The following is a 19,223-nucleotide window of genomic DNA, read 5'->3' on the forward strand; positions in this document are numbered from 1 at the left end:
GGCAAACCGGGCGCGGCGCCGGATCCGGCCCGCGTCTCCCCGGTGCTGATGGCGGTGTTCGACGGCGGTGTTTGACGGCGGTTCGCAGGGGCAACCCGAAGGGCCCGCGTGCCAGGGTCGTCGGGAGGCCGGGCGCGCCAGGAACCGACGGCCCGCGCGACCGGCGGACCGCCGGAGACCGACTGCGCCGAGACCGACTGCACCACATCCCAAGGAGGGCCCGCCATGACCACCAGCGAACTCGCCCCACTCGCCCGGCAGTTGCGGGTCGACTCCGTCCGCGCCGCGGCCGCCGCGGGCTCCGGGCACCCCACGTCGTCGATGTCCGCCGCCGACCTGATGGCGGTGCTCCTCGCGCACCATCTGCGCTACGACTTCGACCGCCCCGACCATCCCGGCAACGACCGCTTCATCCTCTCCAAGGGGCACGCCTCGCCCCTCCTGTACGCGGCCTACAAGGCGGCGGGCGTCGTCAGCGACAGCGAGCTGCTGACCTTCCGCGAGCAGGGCAGCCGCCTCGAAGGGCACCCCACGCCGCGCCGCATCCCGTGGGTCGAGGTCGCCACCGGGTCCCTCGGCCAGGGGCTTCCCATCGGCGTCGGCATGGCCCTTTCCGGCAAGCGGCTCGACCGGATCCCCTACCGGGTCTGGGTGCTGTGCGGCGACAGTGAACTCGCCGAGGGCTCGGTGTGGGAGGCCGTCGAACACGCGGGATACGAGCAGCTGGACAACCTGACCGCCGTCGTCGACGTCAACCGCCTCGGGCAGCGCGGCCCCACCCGTCACGCCTGGGATCTCGACGCCTACGCACGTCGCTTCGCCGCCTTCGGCTGGCATGTCGTCGAGGTCGACGGCCACGACCTGGAGGACGTCGACCGCGCCTTCCAGGAGGCCCGCTCCACCACCCGGCAGCCCACGGTCGTCCTCGCCCGCACCGTCAAGGGCAAGGGCGTCGCCGCCGCCGAGGACCGCGAGGGCCTGCACGGCAAACCGCTGCCGGACGCGGAAGCGGCGATCGAGGAGCTGGGCGGCGCGGACGGCGGGGCCGGCGTGCGCGTCGAGGTGCGCAAGCCCGCCGCCGCGCGGGCGCTGCACGCGACGCGCAGCGGCCACCTGGAGCTGCCGCGCCACGAGGTGGGCGAAGCCGTCGCCACCCGCACCGCCTTCGGTCAGGCGCTGACCGCGCTCGGCACCGCGCGCGGCGACGTCGTGGCCCTCGACGGGGAGGTCGGCGACTCCACGCGGACCGAGTACTTCGCCAAGGAACACCCCGACCGCTACTTCGAGTGCTACATCGCCGAGCAGCAACTCGTCGCCGCAGCCGTGGGGTTGGCGGTGCGCGACTGGGTGCCGTACGCGTCGACGTTCGCCGCGTTCCTCACCCGGGCCCACGACTTCGTCCGGATGGCGGCGGTCAGCGGCGCCGGCATCAACATCGTCGGATCGCACGCGGGTGTGGCCATCGGCCAGGACGGGCCGTCCCAGATGGGCCTCGAAGACCTGGCGATGTTCCGCGCCGTACACGGTTCGACGGTCCTGTATCCGTGCGACGCCCACCAGACCGGCAAGCTCGTCGCGCAGATGGCGGATCTGGACGGCGTACGGTACCTGCGTACGTCACGCGGCGACGCGCCGGTCATCTACGGGCCGGGCGAGGAGTTCCCCGTCGGCGGCTCCAAGGTCCTGCGCTCCTCCGACGCCGACCGGATCACGCTGGTCGCGGCGGGCGTGACCGTGCACGAGGCGCTGAGCGCCGCCGAGTTCCTCGACCGCGAGGGCATCCAGGTGCGCGTCATCGACCTGTACTCGGTCAAGCCCGTCGACCGCGCCACCCTGCGCGAGGCCGCGGAACGCACCGGCTGCCTGCTCACCGTCGAGGACCACCGGCCGGAGGGCGGCATCGGAGACGCCGTCGCCGAGGCCTTCGCCGACGGAGGCCCGGTGCCGCGCCTGGTGCGGCTCGCGGTGAACACGATGCCGGGCTCGGCGTACCCCGACGAGCAGCTGCACGACGCCGGCATCGACGCCGAGTCCATCGCGGCGGCCGCTCGGCTGCTCGTGGAGCAAGCGGTCGTGCGCTGACCCCGCACCCCCCGAGAGCCGCAGGAAAGGAACCCCCACATGACCAGCGCACGAACGCTGCGGGCGGGGCGTCGCACCGTACAGCTGCACCGTCCCGACAAGGTCCTCTTCCCGGCCGGCGACGGAACGGGCCATACGAAAGGCGACCTCGCGGACTACTACCGGGCCGTCGCCCCGTTCATGCTGCCCCACCTGCGCAGTCGCCCCCTGATGCTGGAGCGGCACCCGGACGGGGTCGACGGGCCCCGCTTCATGCAGAAGGAAACCCCCGACCACTACCCGGAGTGGATCACCCGCGTCGAGGTCGCCAAGGAGGGCGGCACCGTCCACCACACGGTGTGCGACGACACCGCCACGCTCCTCTACCTCGCCGACCAGGCCTGCCTCACGCTGCACCGCTGGACGTCCCGCGCCGCCGGCGCCGGCGGCATCACCCACCCCGACCGGCTCGTCTTCGACCTCGACCCGGCCAAGGACGACTTCGGCCCCGTCCGCGAGGCGGCGGGCCTCCTGGGCGAACTGCTCGACCACGTCGGCCTGCCGTCCGCCCTGATGACCACGGGCTCGCGTGGACTGCACGTCATCGTGCCCCTCAACGGCCGCCACGACTTCGACGACGTACGCGCCTTCGCACGGGACGTCGCCGAGACCCTCGCCCAGGCCCACCCCGAGCAGCTCACGACGGCCGCCCGCAAGAAGGACCGCGGCGACCGCCTCTATCTCGACGTGCAGCGCAACGCGTACGCGCAGACCGCCGTCGCCCCGTTCTCGGTCCGTGCCAAACCCGGTGCGCCGGTCGCCGTGCCCGTCGCCTGGGACGACCTCGACGACCCCGCGCTGGGCGCCCGCCGCTGGACCATCGAGGACGCCGTCGAGCAGGCCCGCACCGATCCCTGGGCGGGCCTTCTGCGGTCCGGGCGCGCCCTCGGCCCGGCCCGCCGCAAGCTGCGCGCCCTGAGCGGCTGAGGTACGGCTTCGTCAACCCGGGCACGGCTGAGCCCGCGGGCTTAAGGGCCCGCGGGCTCATGGACTTCAGGGTTCCGAGTGCGGCTACCACCGTGCGGCGGCTACCACCGGTACCAGCGGGACCTCGTCCCACTGGCCGTCGTGCTGCGCATCAGGAACCCGACCAGCCAGATGACGAGCACGGCGATGGCGATCCACCAGAGGATCTTCACGGCGAACCCCGCGCCGAAGAGGAGCAGGGCCAGCAGAAGGACCAGCAGAATAGGAACCATAGTGTCTTACCTCCTGCTGCTCCGTGTATCCCCAAAGGGTCGCTCTACGCGGCCAATCGCAAACCTGTGTCAGTTCACTCGCGGCAGAGGATCTCGGCACTCGAGGCAGTGGAACTCGTCACTTACGGCAGAGGATCTCGCCGTGCAGCACGGTGAACCAACCGTCGTCACGCGAGCCCCACTCCCGCCACGCGTCGGCGATCGTCCGCAGTTCCCCGGCATCGGCGTGTCCGTCCCGCACGGCTCGTTCCGCGTAGGCGGAGGCGACCGTGCGGTCCGCCCAGAGCCCGCTCCACCAGGCGCGCTCCTCGGCCGAGCTGTAGCACCACGTGCCCGAGCTCGCGGTGACGTCGTCGAAACCGGCCGCCAGGGCCCAGGACTTGAGGCGGCGACCCGCGTCCGGCTCACCGCCGTTGGCGCGGGCCACCCGCAGATACAGCTCCAGCCAGCCGTCCATGACGGGGGAGTTCGGGTACCAGGTCATCGCCGAGTAGTCCGCGTCGCGGGCGGCGACGATGCCGCCCGGTGCGCAGACGCGCCGCATCTCGCTCAGGGCGCGCACCGGGTCGCCGACGTGCTGGAGCACCTGGTGCGCGTGCACGACGCAGAACGAGTCGTCGGGGTAGTCCAGGGCGTGCACGTCCGCGACGGCGAACTCCACGTTCTCCAGGCCGCGTTCGGCCGCCGTCGCGCGGGCCCGGTCCAGGATGCCGGGCGCGTGGTCGACCCCCGTCACGTGCCCCTCGGGGACGAGCTCGGCCAGGTCGGCGGTGATGGTGCCGGGGCCGCAGCCGATGTCCAGGATCCGCATGTGCGGCTTCACCGCGTCGAGGAGGTAGGCGGCGGAGTTGGCGGCGGTCCGCCAGGTGTGGGAGCGCAGGACGGACTCGTGGTGTCCGTGCGTGTAGACGGCGGTCTCCTCCGGCATGACGGGAACTCCTTCGCGTTCGCTGCCGCTCGCTGCGGCGGATCGAACGCTACGCCGCCATGTCGAATAATGAGACCCACGTATCAGTATGTGGTCAGCGTGGTCATTCCGCGAGGTGGGAGTGGCTGGTACACGTCGGCGCCTCGGGCAGCGATCCGAAACGTATTTGCGGCAGGCGGCGCCCGCCACGGAGAATCCCCCGCATGGGACATCTGGAAGCCGCGCACATCGAGTACTACCTGCCGGACGGCCGAGCCCTGCTCGGTGATGTCTCCTTCCGTGTCGGTGAGGGCGCCATCGTCGCCCTCGTCGGGGCGAACGGCGCGGGGAAGACCACCCTGCTCCGCCTCATCTCGGGCGAGATCCAGCCCCACGGCGGCACGGTCACGGTCAGCGGCGGCCTCGGCGTCATGCCGCAGTTCGTGGGCTCCGTACGCGACGAGACGACCGTGCGCGACCTGCTCGTCTCCGTCTCGAACGCCCGCATCCGCGAGACCGCGAAGGCCGTGGACGTCGCCGAGCACCTGATCATGACGGTCGACGACGAGGCCGCCCAGCTCCAGTACGCCCAGGCGCTCTCCGACTGGGCCGAGGCGCACGGCTACGAGGCCGAGACCCTCTGGGACATGTGCACCATGGCCGCGCTCGGCATCCCGTACGACAAGGCGCAGTTCCGCGAGGTCCGCACGCTCTCCGGCGGTGAACAGAAGCGCCTCGTGCTCGAGGCCCTGCTGCGCGGCGGAGACGAGGTGCTGCTCCTGGACGAGCCGGACAACTACCTCGACGTCCCCGGAAAGTGCTGGCTGGAGGAGCGGCTCAAGGAGACCCGCAAGACCGTCCTGTTCGTCTCGCACGACCGCGAGCTCCTCGCCCGCGCCGCCGAGAAGATCGTCAGCGTCGAGCCGGGCCCAGCGGGCGCCGACGCCTGGGTGCACGGCGGCGGCTTCGCCACCTTCCACGAGGCGCGGCGCGAGCGCTTCGCGCGCTTCGAGGAGCTGCGCAGGCGCTGGGACGAGAAGCACGCCCAGCTGAAGAAGCTGGTGCTCAGCCTGCGCCAGGCCGCCTCCATCAGCCACGAGCTGGCCTCGCGGTACGCCGCCGCGCAGACCCGCCTTCGCAAGTTCGAGGAGGCGGGGCCGCCGCCCGAGCCGCCCCGCGAGCAGGACATCACCATGCGGCTCCAGGGCGGGCGGACCGGCATCCGGGCCATCACCTGCAAGAACCTCGAACTGACCGGCCTGATGAAACCCTTCGACCTGGAGGTCTTCTACGGCGAGCGGGTCGCCGTCCTCGGCTCGAACGGCTCGGGCAAGTCGCACTTCCTGCGCCTCCTCGCCGGCGGCGACGTCTCGCACACCGGCGACTGGAAGCTCGGCGCGCGCGTCGTGGCGGGCCACTTCGCGCAGACCCACGCCCACCCGGAGCTCTTCGGCCGCACGCTTCTGGACATCCTGTGGCGCGAGCACGCCCAGGCCAAGGGTCCCGCGATGTCGCGCCTGCGCCGCTACGAGCTCACGGGCCAGGCCGAGCAGCGCTTCGAGCGGCTCTCGGGCGGCCAGCAGGCGCGCTTCCAGATCCTGCTCCTGGAGCTGGAGGGCTCCACGGCCCTGCTGCTCGACGAGCCCACCGACAACCTCGACCTGGAGTCGGCCGAGGCGCTCCAGGAGGGCCTTGAGGCATACGAGGGCACGGTCCTCGCCGTGACGCACGACCGCTGGTTCGCCCGCTCCTTCGACCGCTATCTGGTCTTCGGCAGCGACGGACTCGTGCGCGAGACGCCCGAGCCGGTGTGGGACGAGCGGCGCGTGGAGCGGAAGCGGTAGCGCCTCCCGGCTCCAGGAGGACAATGGCGGGTATGGCAGACACGACTGGTACAGCCGGACCGTCCGACCTGAACGACCAGGAGCTCCTCGCCCGGCACGCCGCCGCCCTCGACCTGTTCGGCGACCGGGTGCACGCGATCGGAGCCGACCAGTGGGACGCGCCGACCCCGTGCACCGACTGGTCCGTGCGCGACCTCGTCGGCCACCTGACCACCGAGCAGCTCTGGGTGCCCTCACTCGTCCGCGACGGTGCGACCATCGAATCCGTCGGCGACGCCTTCGACGGCGACGTGCTCGGCCCCGACCCCGTCGCCTCCTGGGACACGGCGGCCGCCGCCTCCCGGGAGGCCTTCGGCGAGCCGGGCGCCATCTACCGCACGGTCCATCTCTCCTTCGGTGACACCGCGGCCGACTTCTACTGCGGGCAGATGATCACCGACCTCGTCGTGCACGCCTGGGACCTGTCCCGAGCCATCGGCGCCGACGAGGAACTTCCGGAAGACCTCGTCGCCTTCTCCCTGCACGAAACGAAGCCGTACGCTGCTGACCTGGCGAAGAGCGGGCTCTTCGCACCCGCGGTGGAACCGCCGCAGGACGCCGACACCCAGACGGAGTTGCTGAGTCTGCTGGGGCGCGAGGTGTAGCCGCGGGGGAGCGTCGGTGATGTCGGGGGAGTGGGTGAGTCGCGCGTGAGCGCCGAGGCGCCGAGGACGTCCATGAGCACGTCCTTGAGGACGTCCTTCAGGACCGCGGACGTGGACGAGGCACGGCAGATGATCGGTGCCACGTTCTACAGCAACTTCATGGACGTCATCGAGGGGCCGCGCGCCTTCCGCGCCGAGTTCGACATCGGGCAGCTCGGTGCGCTCACCCTCGGCGAGCTCAGCTGTGGCGCCGATGTGCGGATGCGGCTCGGCGAACTGGGCGCGTACCACGTGAACATACTGCTCGGCGGGCACATGCGCTTTCGCCAGGGCGGCGCCGCCGGCACCGTCGCGACGGCGGAGCGGGCCGGGGTCTTCCAGCCCGTCGGCGACACGGTGGTGGAGCGGTGGACCGGCGACTGCCGGGTCCTCGCCGTGAAGATGGACCGCGAGGCCCTCGACCGGCGCCTGGAACAGCTCATCGGCCGGCCCGTCCGCGCCCCGCTGACGCTCGCCCCCGCACTCGACACCACCCGTGGCCCCGGGCGCAGTTGGGCCCGGCTCGTCGCCACGGTCGTCGAGGATCTGCGCGCGGATTCCGGAACGCCGCGGGGCCAGGCGTCTATGTACACGTCACCTCTGATCGTCGCGCCCCTCCAGGAGGCGATACTGAGCGGTCTGCTGCTGGCCGCGGAGCACCCCTACCGCGCCGAACTCGCCGCTCCGGCACAGAGGTTGCGCCCGGCTCCCGTGAAGCGCGTGATGGACGCCGTCCAGGAGCGCCCCGAGCATCCGTTCACGACGACCGTCCTCGCCGCCGAGGCGCGGGTGGGGGTGCGCTGGCTCCAGGAGGCCTTCCGCCGCTACGTGGGCATGTCGCCCATGGCGTACGTACGGGACGTGCGGCTGACCCGCGTACGCGACGAGCTGCGCACCGCGGAGCCCGGCACACGCAGCGTGAGCGAGGTGGCGCACCGGTGGGGCTTCGGTCATCTGGGCAGATTCGCCGAGCAGTACCACGCCCGCTTCGGCGAGCTGCCTTCGCAGACGCTGCGGGGGTGAGGGCGAGTGACGCCGTGCGGGCGGGCCGCGAACCATTCGGGCCGTACGCCATGCGTGCCGTGCGTCAGCCGGACGGTGCGTCAGCAGGGCCGAGCTCCAGCCGGCCCGTGCCTCGTCCGGTCCGTGCCTCATCCCGCACGTGCCTCATACGGTCCGTGCGTTATCCGGACAGTGGCGGCGCTCAGCGGATCGTGAGTGACGGGCCCCTGATTTATCGTTTCACCTGTCTCCGGCTGGGCCGGTCGCTGCCCACGGGTCCATAACCCGCCCCAGGGGCGTGACCGTGACGGACCACCGGGGACGTTCCGGCCCGGCCTCAGGCCGGGCCGGGCCCGCGCCGCGGGTCCGGTCGCTCCCCCGCACCCCCCGTGCAACCGGGCCCGCACCCTTCGACGGGTCCGGACGGGGCCGCTCAGGCCGACGCCGCGAGATCCGTGAGGGTCACCATCCCGACCGGCTGTCCGTCCTCGACGACGGGCAGCCTGCGTACGGCGTTCTCCAGCATCAGACGGACCGCGGACGCCACCGCGTCGTCCGGGGCGACCATCACGGGATTCGGCGTGCAGATGGCCTGCGCGCTGACGGTGAGGGGATCGGCGCCGTCGGCGACGGCCCGCAGCGTGATGTCCCGGTCCGTGAGCACGCCGACCAGCCGGCCGGACGTGGCCACCAGGACATGGCCGATGTCCTGCGCGCGCATCAGCTGTGCGGCTTCCACCAGCGAGGCATCGGGACCTACCGCCACGACGCCCGGAGTCATGACGTCCCTTACGACGACAGCCATGGTGGGGCCCTTCCTATGGGGGGTGAGTCGCTGTGCCGCAGTACCCCTGCCGAGACGGTCCATGCGGGTTTGCCCGGAAGAAGTGGGGAGACCCGGACCCCGCACCCCCACGGCTGCGGGTGCCGCCGCTCGTCACGCACATGTGTTTGCCTCGCGGGCCTCGGGGCAGGCGGAGTTGAACAGTGCTTCGGACCGGAGGCACGTCCGTGGGAGCAGTTCGCGCTCGCCCGGGTGTGCCCCGTCGCGATGCCGCGCGCACCCCACGGTGACTCTTCAACCCAAGGCACCGACAAGGGAGTTGCGACGCATCATGCGATCCGACGCGCGACAGACGAAGCGCCATCCGCACGACGACGCCCCCGACACCGCAGCCGCGTTCCGCAGGCTCACCGAGATGCCGCACGGTCCGGAACGAGACGCACTGCGCCAGGAGTTGGTCAAGGCCTGGCTGCCGATGGCCAAACGGCTCGCGAGCCGTTTCCGCAACCGCGGTGAGGCGCTCGACGACTTGCGCCAGGTGGCGGCCCTCGGCCTGGTCAAGGCCGTCGACCGCTACGACCCCGAGCGGGGCAGTGCCTTCGAGAGTTATGCGGTGCCGACCGTCACCGGCGAGATCAAGCGTCACTTCCGTGACCACATGTGGACCCTCCATGTGCCGCGCCGGGTGCAGGACTTGCGCAACCGGGTGCGGTTCGCCCGCCAGGAACTTACCCAGACCGTTCCCGGGCGCGCGCCGACCCTCGTCGAGATCGCCGAGAAGGCGCAGCTCTCGGTGGAGGACGCGGCCGCCGGTCTCGAGGCGCTCGACAGTTTCACCGCGCTCTCCCTGGACGCCGAACTGCCGGGCAGCGAGGACGGTTACGCGCTGCGCGACGCGATCGGCGCGCCCGACCCCGCGCTCGACGTCGTCGTCGACCGCGAGGCCGTCAAGCCCCGCATCGCCGCGCTGCCCGAGCGGGAGCGCGACATCCTCTACATGCGCTTCTTCGGCGACATGACACAGAGCCGCATCGCCGAGCAGCTCGGCATCTCCCAGATGCACGTGTCGCGTCTGATCAGCCGCTGCTGCGACCGCCTGCGCGAAGAGGTCATGCAGGACGCCGCCTAGGCTCTGCCCGGGTCAGGGCCAGGGCGATGTGGCGCGACATCACGTCGGCCGTCTGCGCCTCGGCCATCGAGAAGGCGAGCCGCGCCGCGCCCCGCTCCTGAACAGCGTGAGGACACCCTCCACCGGCCCGTCCGACCGCCCCCGCAGCGGCACGCACAGCAGGGAGGTCACCTGCGCCCGTACGAGGACGGGGGCGCCGGACGCGTCGCAGCCGAAGGAGTCCGGGTCCTCCGGACGCACCTGCAGCATGGGCGCCCCGCCGCGTGCCGCCTCGATCACGAGGGGGCACGCGGCGGGCGCCTGCGCGAGGACGTCGGCCACCGGCGCGCCCTTTGGTCCCAGCACGGTCGTACGCCGCTGCCGTGCGGCCCCCTCGTCGGCGATCACCCAGTCCGCGAACCGCGGGTGCAGAACACCCGCCGCCCGTTCGAGCACGGCCGCGCGGTCCCCGGCGGGCGCGGTGAGCAGGGCGGTGGTCATGGCGTCCGCGAGGTCCATGCGGGCCGCGTGCCTGGTCGCCTCGCCGAGGTCGGGCGCGGGAGGCCGGAAGGTCTCCTGCTGCGATCCGCGCGAGCCCGCGGGCCGGGTGCCCGGCTCGAGCACCACCAGGACCGCGGGGCGCGGCTCGGTGCCGGGCCGCAGCGCGGTGAGCGTCGCGCGGACCGGCCGCCGTCGGGGCGGCGTACCCGCCGAAGGGCCCCGAAGGCCCCCGCCCCGCCGGAGGCTCCGCGCGCGGGAAGCCGCACGTCGCGCTTCGATTGACGTATGCGGACGGAAGCAGAAGGACATGGCCCTGTCCGGTACGGGCCGCCCCTGCCGGAGCCGGGGCTTCCTGTCCTGCCCGAGTTGTCCGCCGTGCTCGCCGGTGCCGCGGGCCGCGCCCATGCCGAGCCGCCCGGCGGCAGCCCCGGCCTACGGGAGGCCGCGAGCGGCTACTGGGGGCGGCGTGGCCTGCCGGTGGAGCGGGGTCACGTCGTCGCCGCGCCCGGCGCCGCGCCCCTGCTGCTCGCGCTGACCGCCGCGCTCGGCGGCGACGTGCTGCTCCCGCGGCCCTGCCCCGCCTGGTGGGCGCCGCAGGTACGGCTGCTCGGCCGGGCGGTGTACCACGTGCCGACGCCCGCCGAGTGCGGTGGCGTGCCTGATCCCTACGCCCTGATGGAGACCGTTCGCCGCGTCCGTGCCGAGGGCGGCACCCCGCGGCTGCTCGTGCTCTCCGTCGCCGACGACCCGACGGCCACGGTGCCACCGCCGGAAGTGCTGCACGAAGCCGTGGAGGCGGCCGCGGGCGAGGGGCTGCACATCGTCAGCGACGAGACCTGGCGCGACACCCTGCACCGCCCGCACGACACGGTCCTGGTCAGCCCGGCCGAGATGGCTCCGGAACGCGTGACGGCACTCGCCGATCTCTCCGGAGCGTTCCTGCCGCCGGGCTGGCCCGCCGCGGTCGCCCGGTTCCCCTCCGGCGCGCGGGGCGCGACGCTGCGGGCCCGCACCCTCGACGTCCTCACCGCGCTCGGAGCGCAGGTCGCGGCGCCGGTCGGGGCGGCGGCGTCGTACGCCCTGGGCGAGCCGGACGAGATCACCGACCGCCTCGCCCGCGCGAGCAGCCTGCACGCGCGCGTGGCCGCCGCCGCGCACCACGCGGTGCTCGCGGCGGGCGCGCTGGCCCGGCCCCCGGCGGCCGGCCGCCACCTCTACGTGGACCTCGGCCCCCTGCGCACCACCCTCGCCGCCCGCGGTGTCGGTGACTCACAGGACCTGGAGGACTTCCTCGGCGAACGCCTCGCCATGCCCGCGCCCGGCGGCCACCGCTTCGGCGACGACCTGGCGGCGCTGCACGTACGCCTGGCCACCGGGCCGCTGCTCGGCGCGGACCGGCAGGAGCGCCTGGCCTCGCTCACCGCGCCGGACGCGCTGGAACTGCCGCATGTCAAAAGGGCGTTGCGCAAGCTCGCAGCGGCCTTCGGCTAGGACTCAGCGGACCCCGCGGGCCCCGCGTGCCGCACCTTGCGCCACACCGCCGGCGCGGCGCTGATCAGCACCGTCAGAGCGACCGCCACCAGCACGCCCTGCCACGGCTCCTTGAAGAGGGAGCCGCCGAGAATGCCGATCAGCTGGTACGTCACGGCCCAGGCGAGGCACGCCGGAACGTCACCGCGGGCGAAATCGCGCAACGGCATCTTCGCCATCAGACAGGCCAGCATCACCGGAATCCGCCCGGCGGGCACGAGCCGGGACAGGACGAGGACCAGGACGCCGTGGTCCTCGAGCTTGCCCTGCGCCTGCGCGAGACGGTCCTCGGGCGCGCGGTCACGGATCGCCGCCAGCCAGCGCGAGCCGTTCTTCGAGTGCATGCCGCGCCGGCCGAGCCAGTACAGCGCCATGTCACCGAGGAACGCGGCGAACGCCGAGACCCCGAACACCACGAGCAGCGCGAGGGGGGCATCCTGATGCACGGCCACCACGGCCGCCGAGCTGACGAGCGCGCCCGTCGGCACCACCGGCACCAGCGCGCCGACCACGATGAGCAGGAACAACGACGGATAGCCGACCGCCTGGCCCGTGGACGTCGGCGACACCTGTATCGCCAGGGAGAGGATCATCGAGGGTCTCCCTTGTGGACCTCGGGCCGTACGCTCTCGCCGTGCCCAAGACGGTGCACGGCCACCTCGGGCGCGAGCCGCGCCGCTTGGCGCACGAACTCCTCACCCGGCGTGTGGAATTCATGCGGCCGTACGGCGTCCAAGCCGATCGGCCAGTACGTCCCGTAATGCACCGGCACCGCGCTGCGCGGCGCGAGCTCGGCAAGCGCCAGGGCCGCGCGCCCCGCGTCGAGATGACCATGGCCGAGATACGGCCCCCAGCCACCGACCGGAAGCAGCGCCACGTCGACGTCCCCGACCTCGTCGGCCATCGAGTCGAAGAGCCCGGTGTCCCCGGCGAAATACGTCCGCGCCTCACCCCGCACCACGAAGCCGAGCGCGGGCGCGGTGTGTGGGCCCACGGGCAGCCGCCGCCCGTCGTGCCACGCCGTCACCACCCGTACGGTGAGGTCGCCGATCCGCACCTCGTCCCCCGGAACGACATCGACGAGGCGCAGATGGGAGAGCCTGCGCGCGAGCCCCGGCACCTGCCGGCGCGCGCCGCGCGGCAGCAGCACCCGGGTGCCGGGGGCGATCCGTGCCAGGGACGGCAGATGCAGATGGTCGGCGTGCAGATGGGACAGGAGCACGGCGTCGGCGACGGCCGCCTCGGCGGGCGGAAGCGCGCCTCTGCGCCGGCGCAGATGGGCGAGGCGACGGGCGAACACCGGGTCGGTGAGCACCCGCAGCCCTGAATCCTCGACCGTGCAGGTGGCATGACCCCACCAGGTGATCTCCACCGGCACCCCGGTTCCTCCTTCGCGCGACTGTCTACGAGCCTACGGCCAGGAGTAGGGTCTTCGGCTGACGCCAGTGGTGCGCAGACCGGAGGTGAGGGGGACGCGATGGAGGACACCGCGAGCGTGACAGCGCTGCGGGTCGCGGCGATCGCCGGCCTGACACCGCTGGAGGAGCTCGACGCCGATCCCTTCCTGGTGGACTCCCGCAGCCAGCACGCGATGTGCGCGCGGTGGGCCGCCGCCAGGGGCTACGTCATCACCCGTGAACTCGTCGTTCGCGGGCTGCCCGCCGACCACCCGGTGCTCTGGGCCGACGTCGACAAGGGGCTCGTGGACCTCTTCGTCGTGCCCAGCCGCCGGGTACTCGACCTCGCTCTGCGTTCGCCGGACGAGTTCACCGCGGAGTGCGGGCGGCGCGGGGTGCGGATCGAGACGGCGGGCCTCGCCGAACCCTCGTACGACGCGGTGATGAAGGCCCACGTCCACCGGCGGCTCTCCATGCCGACAGCGGGGTACGACGGCCGCTGACCCCGACCACGACGGCCGCTGACCCGGCCCCGACGGCTCCTGACCCGACCCCGCCCACCGACCCGTACACCCTGTGACACGCTGGTGTCCTGATCTGTCATGAAACGTGAGGCGGCGCGGCGTGGGGCGAAAGCGATGGCGGGCCATCGGCAGCGTGCTGTGGAGATCCGTCGCGGTGTGGCTGGTCAGCACGCTCACCATGCTCGCGCTCGCCGGCATCCTGCCCGACTTCCAGTTGCAGGCCGACGACGATGACAGCGCCACCCGCATCGCCAGCACGGCCGCCCTGGGCGCCGGCGCCTTCGGACTGCTCTCCTCGCTGGTGTGGCCCCTGCTCGTGCGGGCACTGCTGCTCGTGCCCGCGCTCGTGCTCGGCCTGCTCGCCTTCGCCCTCAACGGCTCACTGCTCCTGCTCGCCCTCAGTCTCATTCCCGACGGCCGCGGTGAGGCCAACCCCGAGACCGCCGTCGTCGTCGCCGCCGTCATGTCCGCCGTCGCCTCCGCCACCGGCGGCGCCCTCGCCGTCCGCGACGACGACGCCTACCGCCGCCGCCTCTACCGCCTCGCCGACCGAAGACGCCGCCGTCTCGCCGAGAGCCGGGTCGGCCCCGTACCGCCCGGCACCGTCTTCATGCAGCTCGACGGCGTCGGTCACGACGTCCTGTGCGCCGCCGTGCACAGGGGCCTCATGCCGACCGTCGCGCGCTGGCTCGGCCAGGGGGGCGAAGCCACCCACCGGCTCACCCGCTGGCGCACCGACTGGTCGAGTCAGACCGGGGCGAGCCAGCTCGGCATCCTGCACGGCTCCAACCACGATGTCCCCGCCTTCCGTTGGTACGAGAAGGACACCGGGGAGGTCATGGTCTCCAACCGGCCGGCGTCGGCCGTCGAGCTCCAGCGCCGCGCCATCGAGCGCACCGGCGACGGCGGCCTCCTCACCGTCGACGGGGCCAGCCGCGGCAACCTCTTCAGCGGCGGCGCCGAGCAGGTCGCGCTCGTGCTCTCCATGGCAGCGCGCCGTGGCAAGGAGAACCGCTCGCGCGCCGGCTACTTCGCCTACTTCTCCGACCCCGCCAACGCCGTGCGCACCGCCCTGTCCTTCGTCGCCGAAGTCGGCCGCGAGATCGGCGAGTCGACCCGCGCCCGGCTCAGGAAGCGGCGCCCCCGCGTCGGCAGGGGCGGGCTCTACCCCTTCATCCGTGCCTTCGCGACCGTCGTCGAGCGCGATGTCGTCGTCGCCGCGGTCATCGGGGACATGCTCGCCGGGCGCAGCGCCGTCTACGCCGACCTCGTCGCGTACGACGAGGTGGCCCATCACTCCGGCCCCCGCGGCGGCGACGTGGACAAGGTGCTCCAGCGGCTCGACCGGTCCCTCGCGCTCATCGCGAAGGTCGCCGAACACGCGCCACGCGCCTACCGCATCGTGGTCCTCTCCGACCACGGCCAGAGCCCCGGCGAGACCTTCCAGGCCCGCTACGGCCTCACCCTCGCCGACCTCGTCAGGGCCGGCTGCGGACTGCCCGTGCCGCGCAAGGCGCAGCGCACGCACAGCGGCGCCGAGGCACGCTCCACGGTCCGCGCCGCCCTGCGCCGCCCGGTCGAGGAGGGCGCGGGGCAGCACCGCCCCGCCCACCGCGCGGAGCCCATCGTCCTCGCGTCCGGCAACCTCGGCCTCGTCTCCTTCCCCGACGTCGCGCACCGGATGACCCGCGAGGAGATCGAACTGCGCCACCCGGCGCTCCTGCCCACCCTCGCCAACCACCCGGGCGTCGGCTTCCTCCTCGTACACAGTCAGGAGCGCGGCGCGGTCGTCCTCGGCGCGCGCGGTGCGGAGGTGTACCTCGACGAGCGGCCCGGTGACCTCGGGCCGCTGGCCGACTTCGGGCCGGGCGCCGCCGACGCCGTGCGCCGCACCGACGGCTTCCCGCATGCCGCCGACATCATGGTCAACTCCTGGTACGACCCCCAGGAGGGCGAAGTGCTCGCCTTCGAGGAGCAGATCGGCTCGCACGGCGGACTCGGCGGCGCGCAGGCCCATCCCTTCCTGCTCTCCCCCCTCGTGCTCTCCGCGCCGGTCGACGAGGGGGAGGAACTCGTCGGGGCCGAACGCGTCCACGACGTGCTCCGGGGCTGGCTCGGCGAGTATCTGGGTCCGGAGATTCCGCTGGTCACAGGGGTTGCCGGGGCTGCGGACGATTCCCGGCCCGGCGACCCGGAGGGCACAGCTTTTGCGGTCGCCGACCCTGCCGCACAGGACAAAACACACTGATTTTGTACGGCCCCCGCCGTGCCCGACCATGTCTCTCGCCCCGGCGATCCCGGGCGTCCCACGCGATGAGAGGCACCACCCCATGCACGACACCGGAACCGCGATCCAGCCGGCTCCGGCTCCCGACCAGGAAGAACAGCGGACAGAGCGGCACGCAGAGCAGGCCGACGCCGAGCAGGCCGAGCACGCAGAGCAGGCCGAGCACGCCGAGCCCGGCAGCAGGCACGCTCGCCGTTTCGGCCTTCCCATCGCCACCTGCCTCGTCATGGGCAACATCATCGGCGGCGGCATCTTCCTGCTCCCGGCCTCCGTCGCCCCGTTCGGGACCATCAGCCTCGTCGCGTTCGGCGTCCTGACCGCGGGCGCCATCGCCCTCGCCCTGGTCTTCGGCAGGCTCGCGCGGCGCGACCCGCGCACCGGCGGACCGTACGTCTACGCACGCGCCGCGTTCGGCGACTTCGCGGGCTTCCTCGCGGCCTGGTCGTACTGGGCCACCACCTGGGTGTCGAACGCCGCGCTCGCCGTCGCCGCCGTCGGCTATCTGGACGTCCTGATACCGGTCAACGACCACAGGTGGACCGCCTGCCTGGCCGCCCTGGTGCTGCAACTCCTGCCCGCGCTCGCGAACCTCGCCGGCACCCGCTACGTCGGCGCGGTCCAACTCGTCGCCACCGTACTGAAGTTCGTGCCCCTGCTGCTCGTCGCGATCGGCGGCCTCTTCTTCTTCGACAGCGCCAACCTCGGGCCCTTCCAGGCAGGCGACGGCAGCCCGGTCGGCGCGGTCTCCGCGTCGGCCGCGATCCTGCTCTTCTCCTACCTGGGCGTCGAATCAGCCGCCGTCAGCGCCGGAGAGGTGCGCGATCCGCGCCGCAACGTCGGCCGCGCCACCATCCTCGGCACGCTCGGCGCCGCCGTCGTCTACCTGCTCGGCACCCTCGCCGTCTTCGGCACCGTCGCCCACGACAAGCTCGTCGGATCCACGGCGCCGTTCTCGGACGCCGTCAACGTCATGTTCGGCGGCTCCTGGGGCGGTACGGCCGTGGCGCTCGCCGCGCTCGTCTCGATGGTCGGCGCGCTCAACGGCTGGACCCTGCTGAGCGCGCAGGCGCCGTACGCCGCCGCCAGGGACGGGCTCTTCCCCGCCGCCTTCGGCAAGAAGAAGCGCGGAGTGCCGACCGTGGGCGTCGTTGTCACCGTGGTCCTGGCCTCGCTGCTCACCGTCTACAACTACACGGCGGGATCGAGCGGCGTCTTCGAGTCGCTGGTCCTGATCACCACGTTCACCGCCACCGTGCCCTACCTCCTGGCCACCGCCGCGCAGATCTACTTCCTCGTGTCCGGGCAGGGCGAGCGCGTCAACCGCGCCCGCCTGACGCGGGACGGCATTCTGGCGGGCATCGCGTTCGGCTTCTCCATGTGGCTCGTCGCCGGTTCCGGATACGCGGCCGTCTACCAGGGAGTCCTGTTCCTCTTCGCGGGCGTGCTCGTCTACGCGTGGATGGCGGCCCGCAAGAAGCGGACCGCCACCCACTGACGTCCTCCCTGTGAAGTCCTACCTGGCGAGCGGTGCGACCACCCAGCGGCGGGTGGTGAACATGCTGTCGGGAGCCCCGATCTCGATCAGCTTGCGGGCGGCCGGGTAGGCCTCGTTGCCCTCGATCTCATAGCCGACGTCGAACGTGCCCGGCACATCCCTGACCTCGGGCTCGCGCTGGGCGGCGGCGCCCTGGCCGCCCTGCTCGTCGGCCGTCACGGCGGCGAGTTCGGCGAGCAGCTTGCGCTGGGCCGCGGCGAGCGCCTCGCGCGGGTCGCGTGCCCGCGGCGCCGCGACCGTCGCCGACGCGCCCTCCGGCGGCGGCGAGATGTCCGTGCTCGGCTCGCGCGTCGTGCCGGTGGTCTCGCGCGTGGAGATCTGCGCCTGGACGACGGTCGCGTCGTTGTCCAGGGCCACGCGGATGAGACCGCGGTCGGGCGTGATGACCGGGATGCCGTCGAAGACCTGCCGGAACGTCACATGCGTCTCCAGCGACACCGGCTCACCCAGCTCGGAGCCGTCCTTCGCCCCGGAGTTCTGCATCAGGTCGTGCACACTGTCCACGACGAGCTCGGCGCCGTCGGCGTGCTGCTCGGCGAAGGCGCGCGCCGCGTCGACCGCCTGCTCCGTGGGGAGTTGCCGCAGGTTGCGGTGGTTGGCCTCGGCGAGCTTGACCCACCGGACGGCGTGCGGAGCGGTGGAGACGATCCGGTCGCCGGAGGTGGCGCTGAGCACGCCCTGCTGCTCGACCTGCACCTCTTGCAGGGCCGCCGACGGGAAGTCGGCGATGTGGCCCGCCTTGATGAGCTCCTCGCCCGGGTCGCGCGGCGCGAGCTGCACGATCTGCGGGCCGGCCGGCGCCTGCGTCAGCGGCTCCCTGAGGCTTTCGCGCGCGTTGTACCAGCGCCACGCGTACCAGTTGTCCTGCACGTGCTCGCGGTACAGGGTGCGCTCGCCGTTGAGCCGGGCGTTGGCGTCGGCCTGGTTGACGCCGACCGCGCAGACCGAGGGCGCCTGGCCCTTGTGGATGTCCCAGCTGGCGTTCAGCCACGCGTCGGTGAAGGTCTGCCCGGCCCGCCACTTCTCCCAGAACTTCTTGCCGTAGTCCGGGCTGTCGATGCTGACGGTCTCGAAGCCGAAGATCATGCGGAAGCCGATGTTGGGCCCCGCCCAGGTGCGGATCGGGGAGTGCCCGCCAAGGACCCGCAGCGAGGTGCAGGTGGACCAGAAGACGTAGTTGGCCTTCTCGTTGCCGAGCGCCATCCGGTTGGAGATCGCGTCACTGCGGCCGTCCCAGACCGCGCCGAGCGGTGCGAAGAAGACGCCGTTGCCGTCCATGCCGCCATGGCCCGAGTGGTACACGGCGACCACCGCGTCCATGCCGTAGCGGTCCTGCCAGTTGTCGTACGTCTCCTCGTACGCCCAGACCTGCGCCCCGCCGTCCGCGAACCAGAAGTTGCGGTCGTAGAACTGCTGGAGGTACGCCAGCCACCCCGTGGCGTCGGCGTGTGTGTGGAAGAGAGGTGACTGGTTGACGAACTTCTGGATGCTGAAGGCACCCCACCAGCCGAACGTCGAGTCACGGTCACCGGCGGCTCCCGGCTTCGCGCCTTCCAGCGGAGACGGACCGCGTTCCGAGAAATTCATGCGCATGGCCAAACCCCCTGAAGTGTCTCCTCGTCCCGTGGGCGAGGGGGCCTCAAAGTGTCACCGCGGGCGCGCCTTGCCCAGTTGGCATTTCGGCCATAGCGACGGCGCCCCGGAACTGCCGTGCCGCCTCAGGCACCCCCGCCTCCCCGTGGGCCGGTCTTCCCTGTGCGCCGAGTCCGGGTGTGATCGGA

At 72.5% G+C, this 19,223-nt stretch carries 17 protein-coding genes; 10 read left to right on the forward strand and 7 right to left on the reverse strand.

What is annotated here, in order from left to right:
- The first annotated feature begins 225 nt into the window (after positions 1 to 225).
- Positions 226 to 2,082: a transketolase gene (locus tag ABXJ52_RS30675; protein WP_367046386.1), complete on the forward strand. Its 1,857-nt coding sequence runs from the start codon at positions 226 to 228 to the stop codon at positions 2,080 to 2,082.
- Positions 2,083 to 2,121: 39 nt separating this feature from the next.
- Positions 2,122 to 3,048, forward strand: coding sequence for a non-homologous end-joining DNA ligase (gene ligD / locus ABXJ52_RS30680; protein WP_367046388.1), 927 nt, complete (start codon positions 2,122 to 2,124; stop codon positions 3,046 to 3,048).
- Positions 3,049 to 3,149: 101 nt separating this feature from the next.
- Here ligD and ABXJ52_RS30685 read toward each other — a convergent pair whose 3' ends face one another.
- Positions 3,150 to 3,320 (reverse strand): hydrophobic protein, encoded by a 171-nt coding sequence (locus tag ABXJ52_RS30685; protein WP_190080846.1) that lies wholly within the window; start codon positions 3,318 to 3,320, stop codon positions 3,150 to 3,152.
- A 118-nt stretch (positions 3,321 to 3,438) separates the two neighbouring features.
- On the reverse strand, positions 3,439 to 4,248 hold the full coding sequence (locus ABXJ52_RS30690; protein WP_367046390.1) for a methyltransferase domain-containing protein: 810 nt from the start codon (positions 4,246 to 4,248) through the stop codon (positions 3,439 to 3,441).
- A gap of 203 nt (positions 4,249 to 4,451) precedes the next feature.
- Here ABXJ52_RS30690 and ABXJ52_RS30695 point away from each other — a divergent pair, with 203 nt between their 5' ends.
- From ABXJ52_RS30695 to ABXJ52_RS30705, 3 genes are all read left to right on the forward strand, one after another.
- Positions 4,452 to 6,071 (forward strand): ATP-binding cassette domain-containing protein, encoded by a 1,620-nt coding sequence (locus tag ABXJ52_RS30695; protein WP_367046392.1) that lies wholly within the window; start codon positions 4,452 to 4,454, stop codon positions 6,069 to 6,071.
- A gap of 32 nt (positions 6,072 to 6,103) precedes the next feature.
- Entirely contained in the window at positions 6,104 to 6,715 is a 612-nt protein-coding gene (locus ABXJ52_RS30700; protein ID WP_367046394.1) for a TIGR03086 family metal-binding protein, read from the forward strand.
- A gap of 72 nt (positions 6,716 to 6,787) precedes the next feature.
- A complete protein-coding gene (locus ABXJ52_RS30705) occupies positions 6,788 to 7,777 on the forward strand; it encodes an AraC family transcriptional regulator (protein WP_367046395.1) in 990 nt (329 codons plus the stop codon).
- Positions 7,778 to 8,189: 412 nt separating this feature from the next.
- On the opposite strand, the gene ABXJ52_RS30710 is transcribed toward ABXJ52_RS30705, so the two are convergent.
- Entirely contained in the window at positions 8,190 to 8,561 is a 372-nt protein-coding gene (locus tag ABXJ52_RS30710) for a CBS domain-containing protein (RefSeq protein WP_367046396.1), read from the reverse strand.
- Positions 8,562 to 8,871: 310 nt separating this feature from the next.
- Between ABXJ52_RS30710 and ABXJ52_RS30715 the strand changes: the two genes are divergently transcribed.
- Positions 8,872 to 9,669, forward strand: a complete 798-nt coding sequence (locus ABXJ52_RS30715; RefSeq protein ID WP_367046398.1) for an RNA polymerase sigma factor SigF — start codon at positions 8,872 to 8,874, stop codon at positions 9,667 to 9,669.
- 39 nt (positions 9,670 to 9,708) lie between these two features.
- On the opposite strand, the gene ABXJ52_RS30720 is transcribed toward ABXJ52_RS30715, so the two are convergent.
- Positions 9,709 to 10,275, reverse strand: a complete 567-nt coding sequence (locus ABXJ52_RS30720; RefSeq protein ID WP_367046400.1) for a hypothetical protein — start codon at positions 10,273 to 10,275, stop codon at positions 9,709 to 9,711.
- 159 nt (positions 10,276 to 10,434) lie between these two features.
- Here ABXJ52_RS30720 and ABXJ52_RS30725 point away from each other — a divergent pair, with 159 nt between their 5' ends.
- Positions 10,435 to 11,640, forward strand: coding sequence for an aminotransferase class I/II-fold pyridoxal phosphate-dependent enzyme (locus ABXJ52_RS30725; protein WP_367046402.1), 1,206 nt, complete (start codon positions 10,435 to 10,437; stop codon positions 11,638 to 11,640).
- Here ABXJ52_RS30725 and ABXJ52_RS30730 read toward each other — a convergent pair.
- A complete protein-coding gene (locus ABXJ52_RS30730) occupies positions 11,637 to 12,272 on the reverse strand; it encodes a VTT domain-containing protein (RefSeq protein WP_367046404.1) in 636 nt (211 codons plus the stop codon). The two genes, ABXJ52_RS30725 and ABXJ52_RS30730, sit on opposite strands and share 4 nt — an antisense overlap.
- On the reverse strand, positions 12,269 to 13,057 hold the full coding sequence (locus ABXJ52_RS30735; protein ID WP_367046405.1) for an MBL fold metallo-hydrolase: 789 nt from the start codon (positions 13,055 to 13,057) through the stop codon (positions 12,269 to 12,271). The genes ABXJ52_RS30730 and ABXJ52_RS30735 overlap by 4 nt, the downstream gene beginning before the upstream one ends.
- Before the next feature lie 117 nt (positions 13,058 to 13,174).
- Here ABXJ52_RS30735 and ABXJ52_RS30740 point away from each other — a divergent pair, with 117 nt between their 5' ends.
- The 3 genes from ABXJ52_RS30740 to ABXJ52_RS30750 all read left to right on the forward strand — a co-directional run bounded on the left by ABXJ52_RS30740 (position 13,175) and on the right by ABXJ52_RS30750 (position 17,382).
- Positions 13,175 to 13,579 (forward strand): hypothetical protein, encoded by a 405-nt coding sequence (locus tag ABXJ52_RS30740; RefSeq protein WP_367049394.1) that lies wholly within the window; start codon positions 13,175 to 13,177, stop codon positions 13,577 to 13,579.
- 121 nt (positions 13,580 to 13,700) lie between these two features.
- On the forward strand, positions 13,701 to 15,848 hold the full coding sequence (locus ABXJ52_RS30745; RefSeq protein WP_367046407.1) for a phage holin family protein: 2,148 nt from the start codon (positions 13,701 to 13,703) through the stop codon (positions 15,846 to 15,848).
- 82 nt (positions 15,849 to 15,930) lie between these two features.
- Positions 15,931 to 17,382: an amino acid permease gene (locus ABXJ52_RS30750; protein ID WP_367046408.1), complete on the forward strand. Its 1,452-nt coding sequence runs from the start codon at positions 15,931 to 15,933 to the stop codon at positions 17,380 to 17,382.
- A gap of 18 nt (positions 17,383 to 17,400) precedes the next feature.
- Here ABXJ52_RS30750 and ABXJ52_RS30755 read toward each other — a convergent pair whose 3' ends face one another.
- The gene (locus ABXJ52_RS30755; RefSeq protein ID WP_367046410.1) at positions 17,401 to 19,035 is read right to left on the reverse strand and encodes a DUF6345 domain-containing protein; all 1,635 of its coding nucleotides are present in this window, start codon (positions 19,033 to 19,035) and stop codon (positions 17,401 to 17,403) included.
- Positions 19,036 to 19,223: the final 188 nt, after the last annotated feature.

This window comes from Streptomyces sp. Je 1-332, assembly GCF_040730185.1.
Taxonomy (GTDB): Bacteria; Actinomycetota; Actinomycetes; order Streptomycetales; family Streptomycetaceae; genus Streptomyces.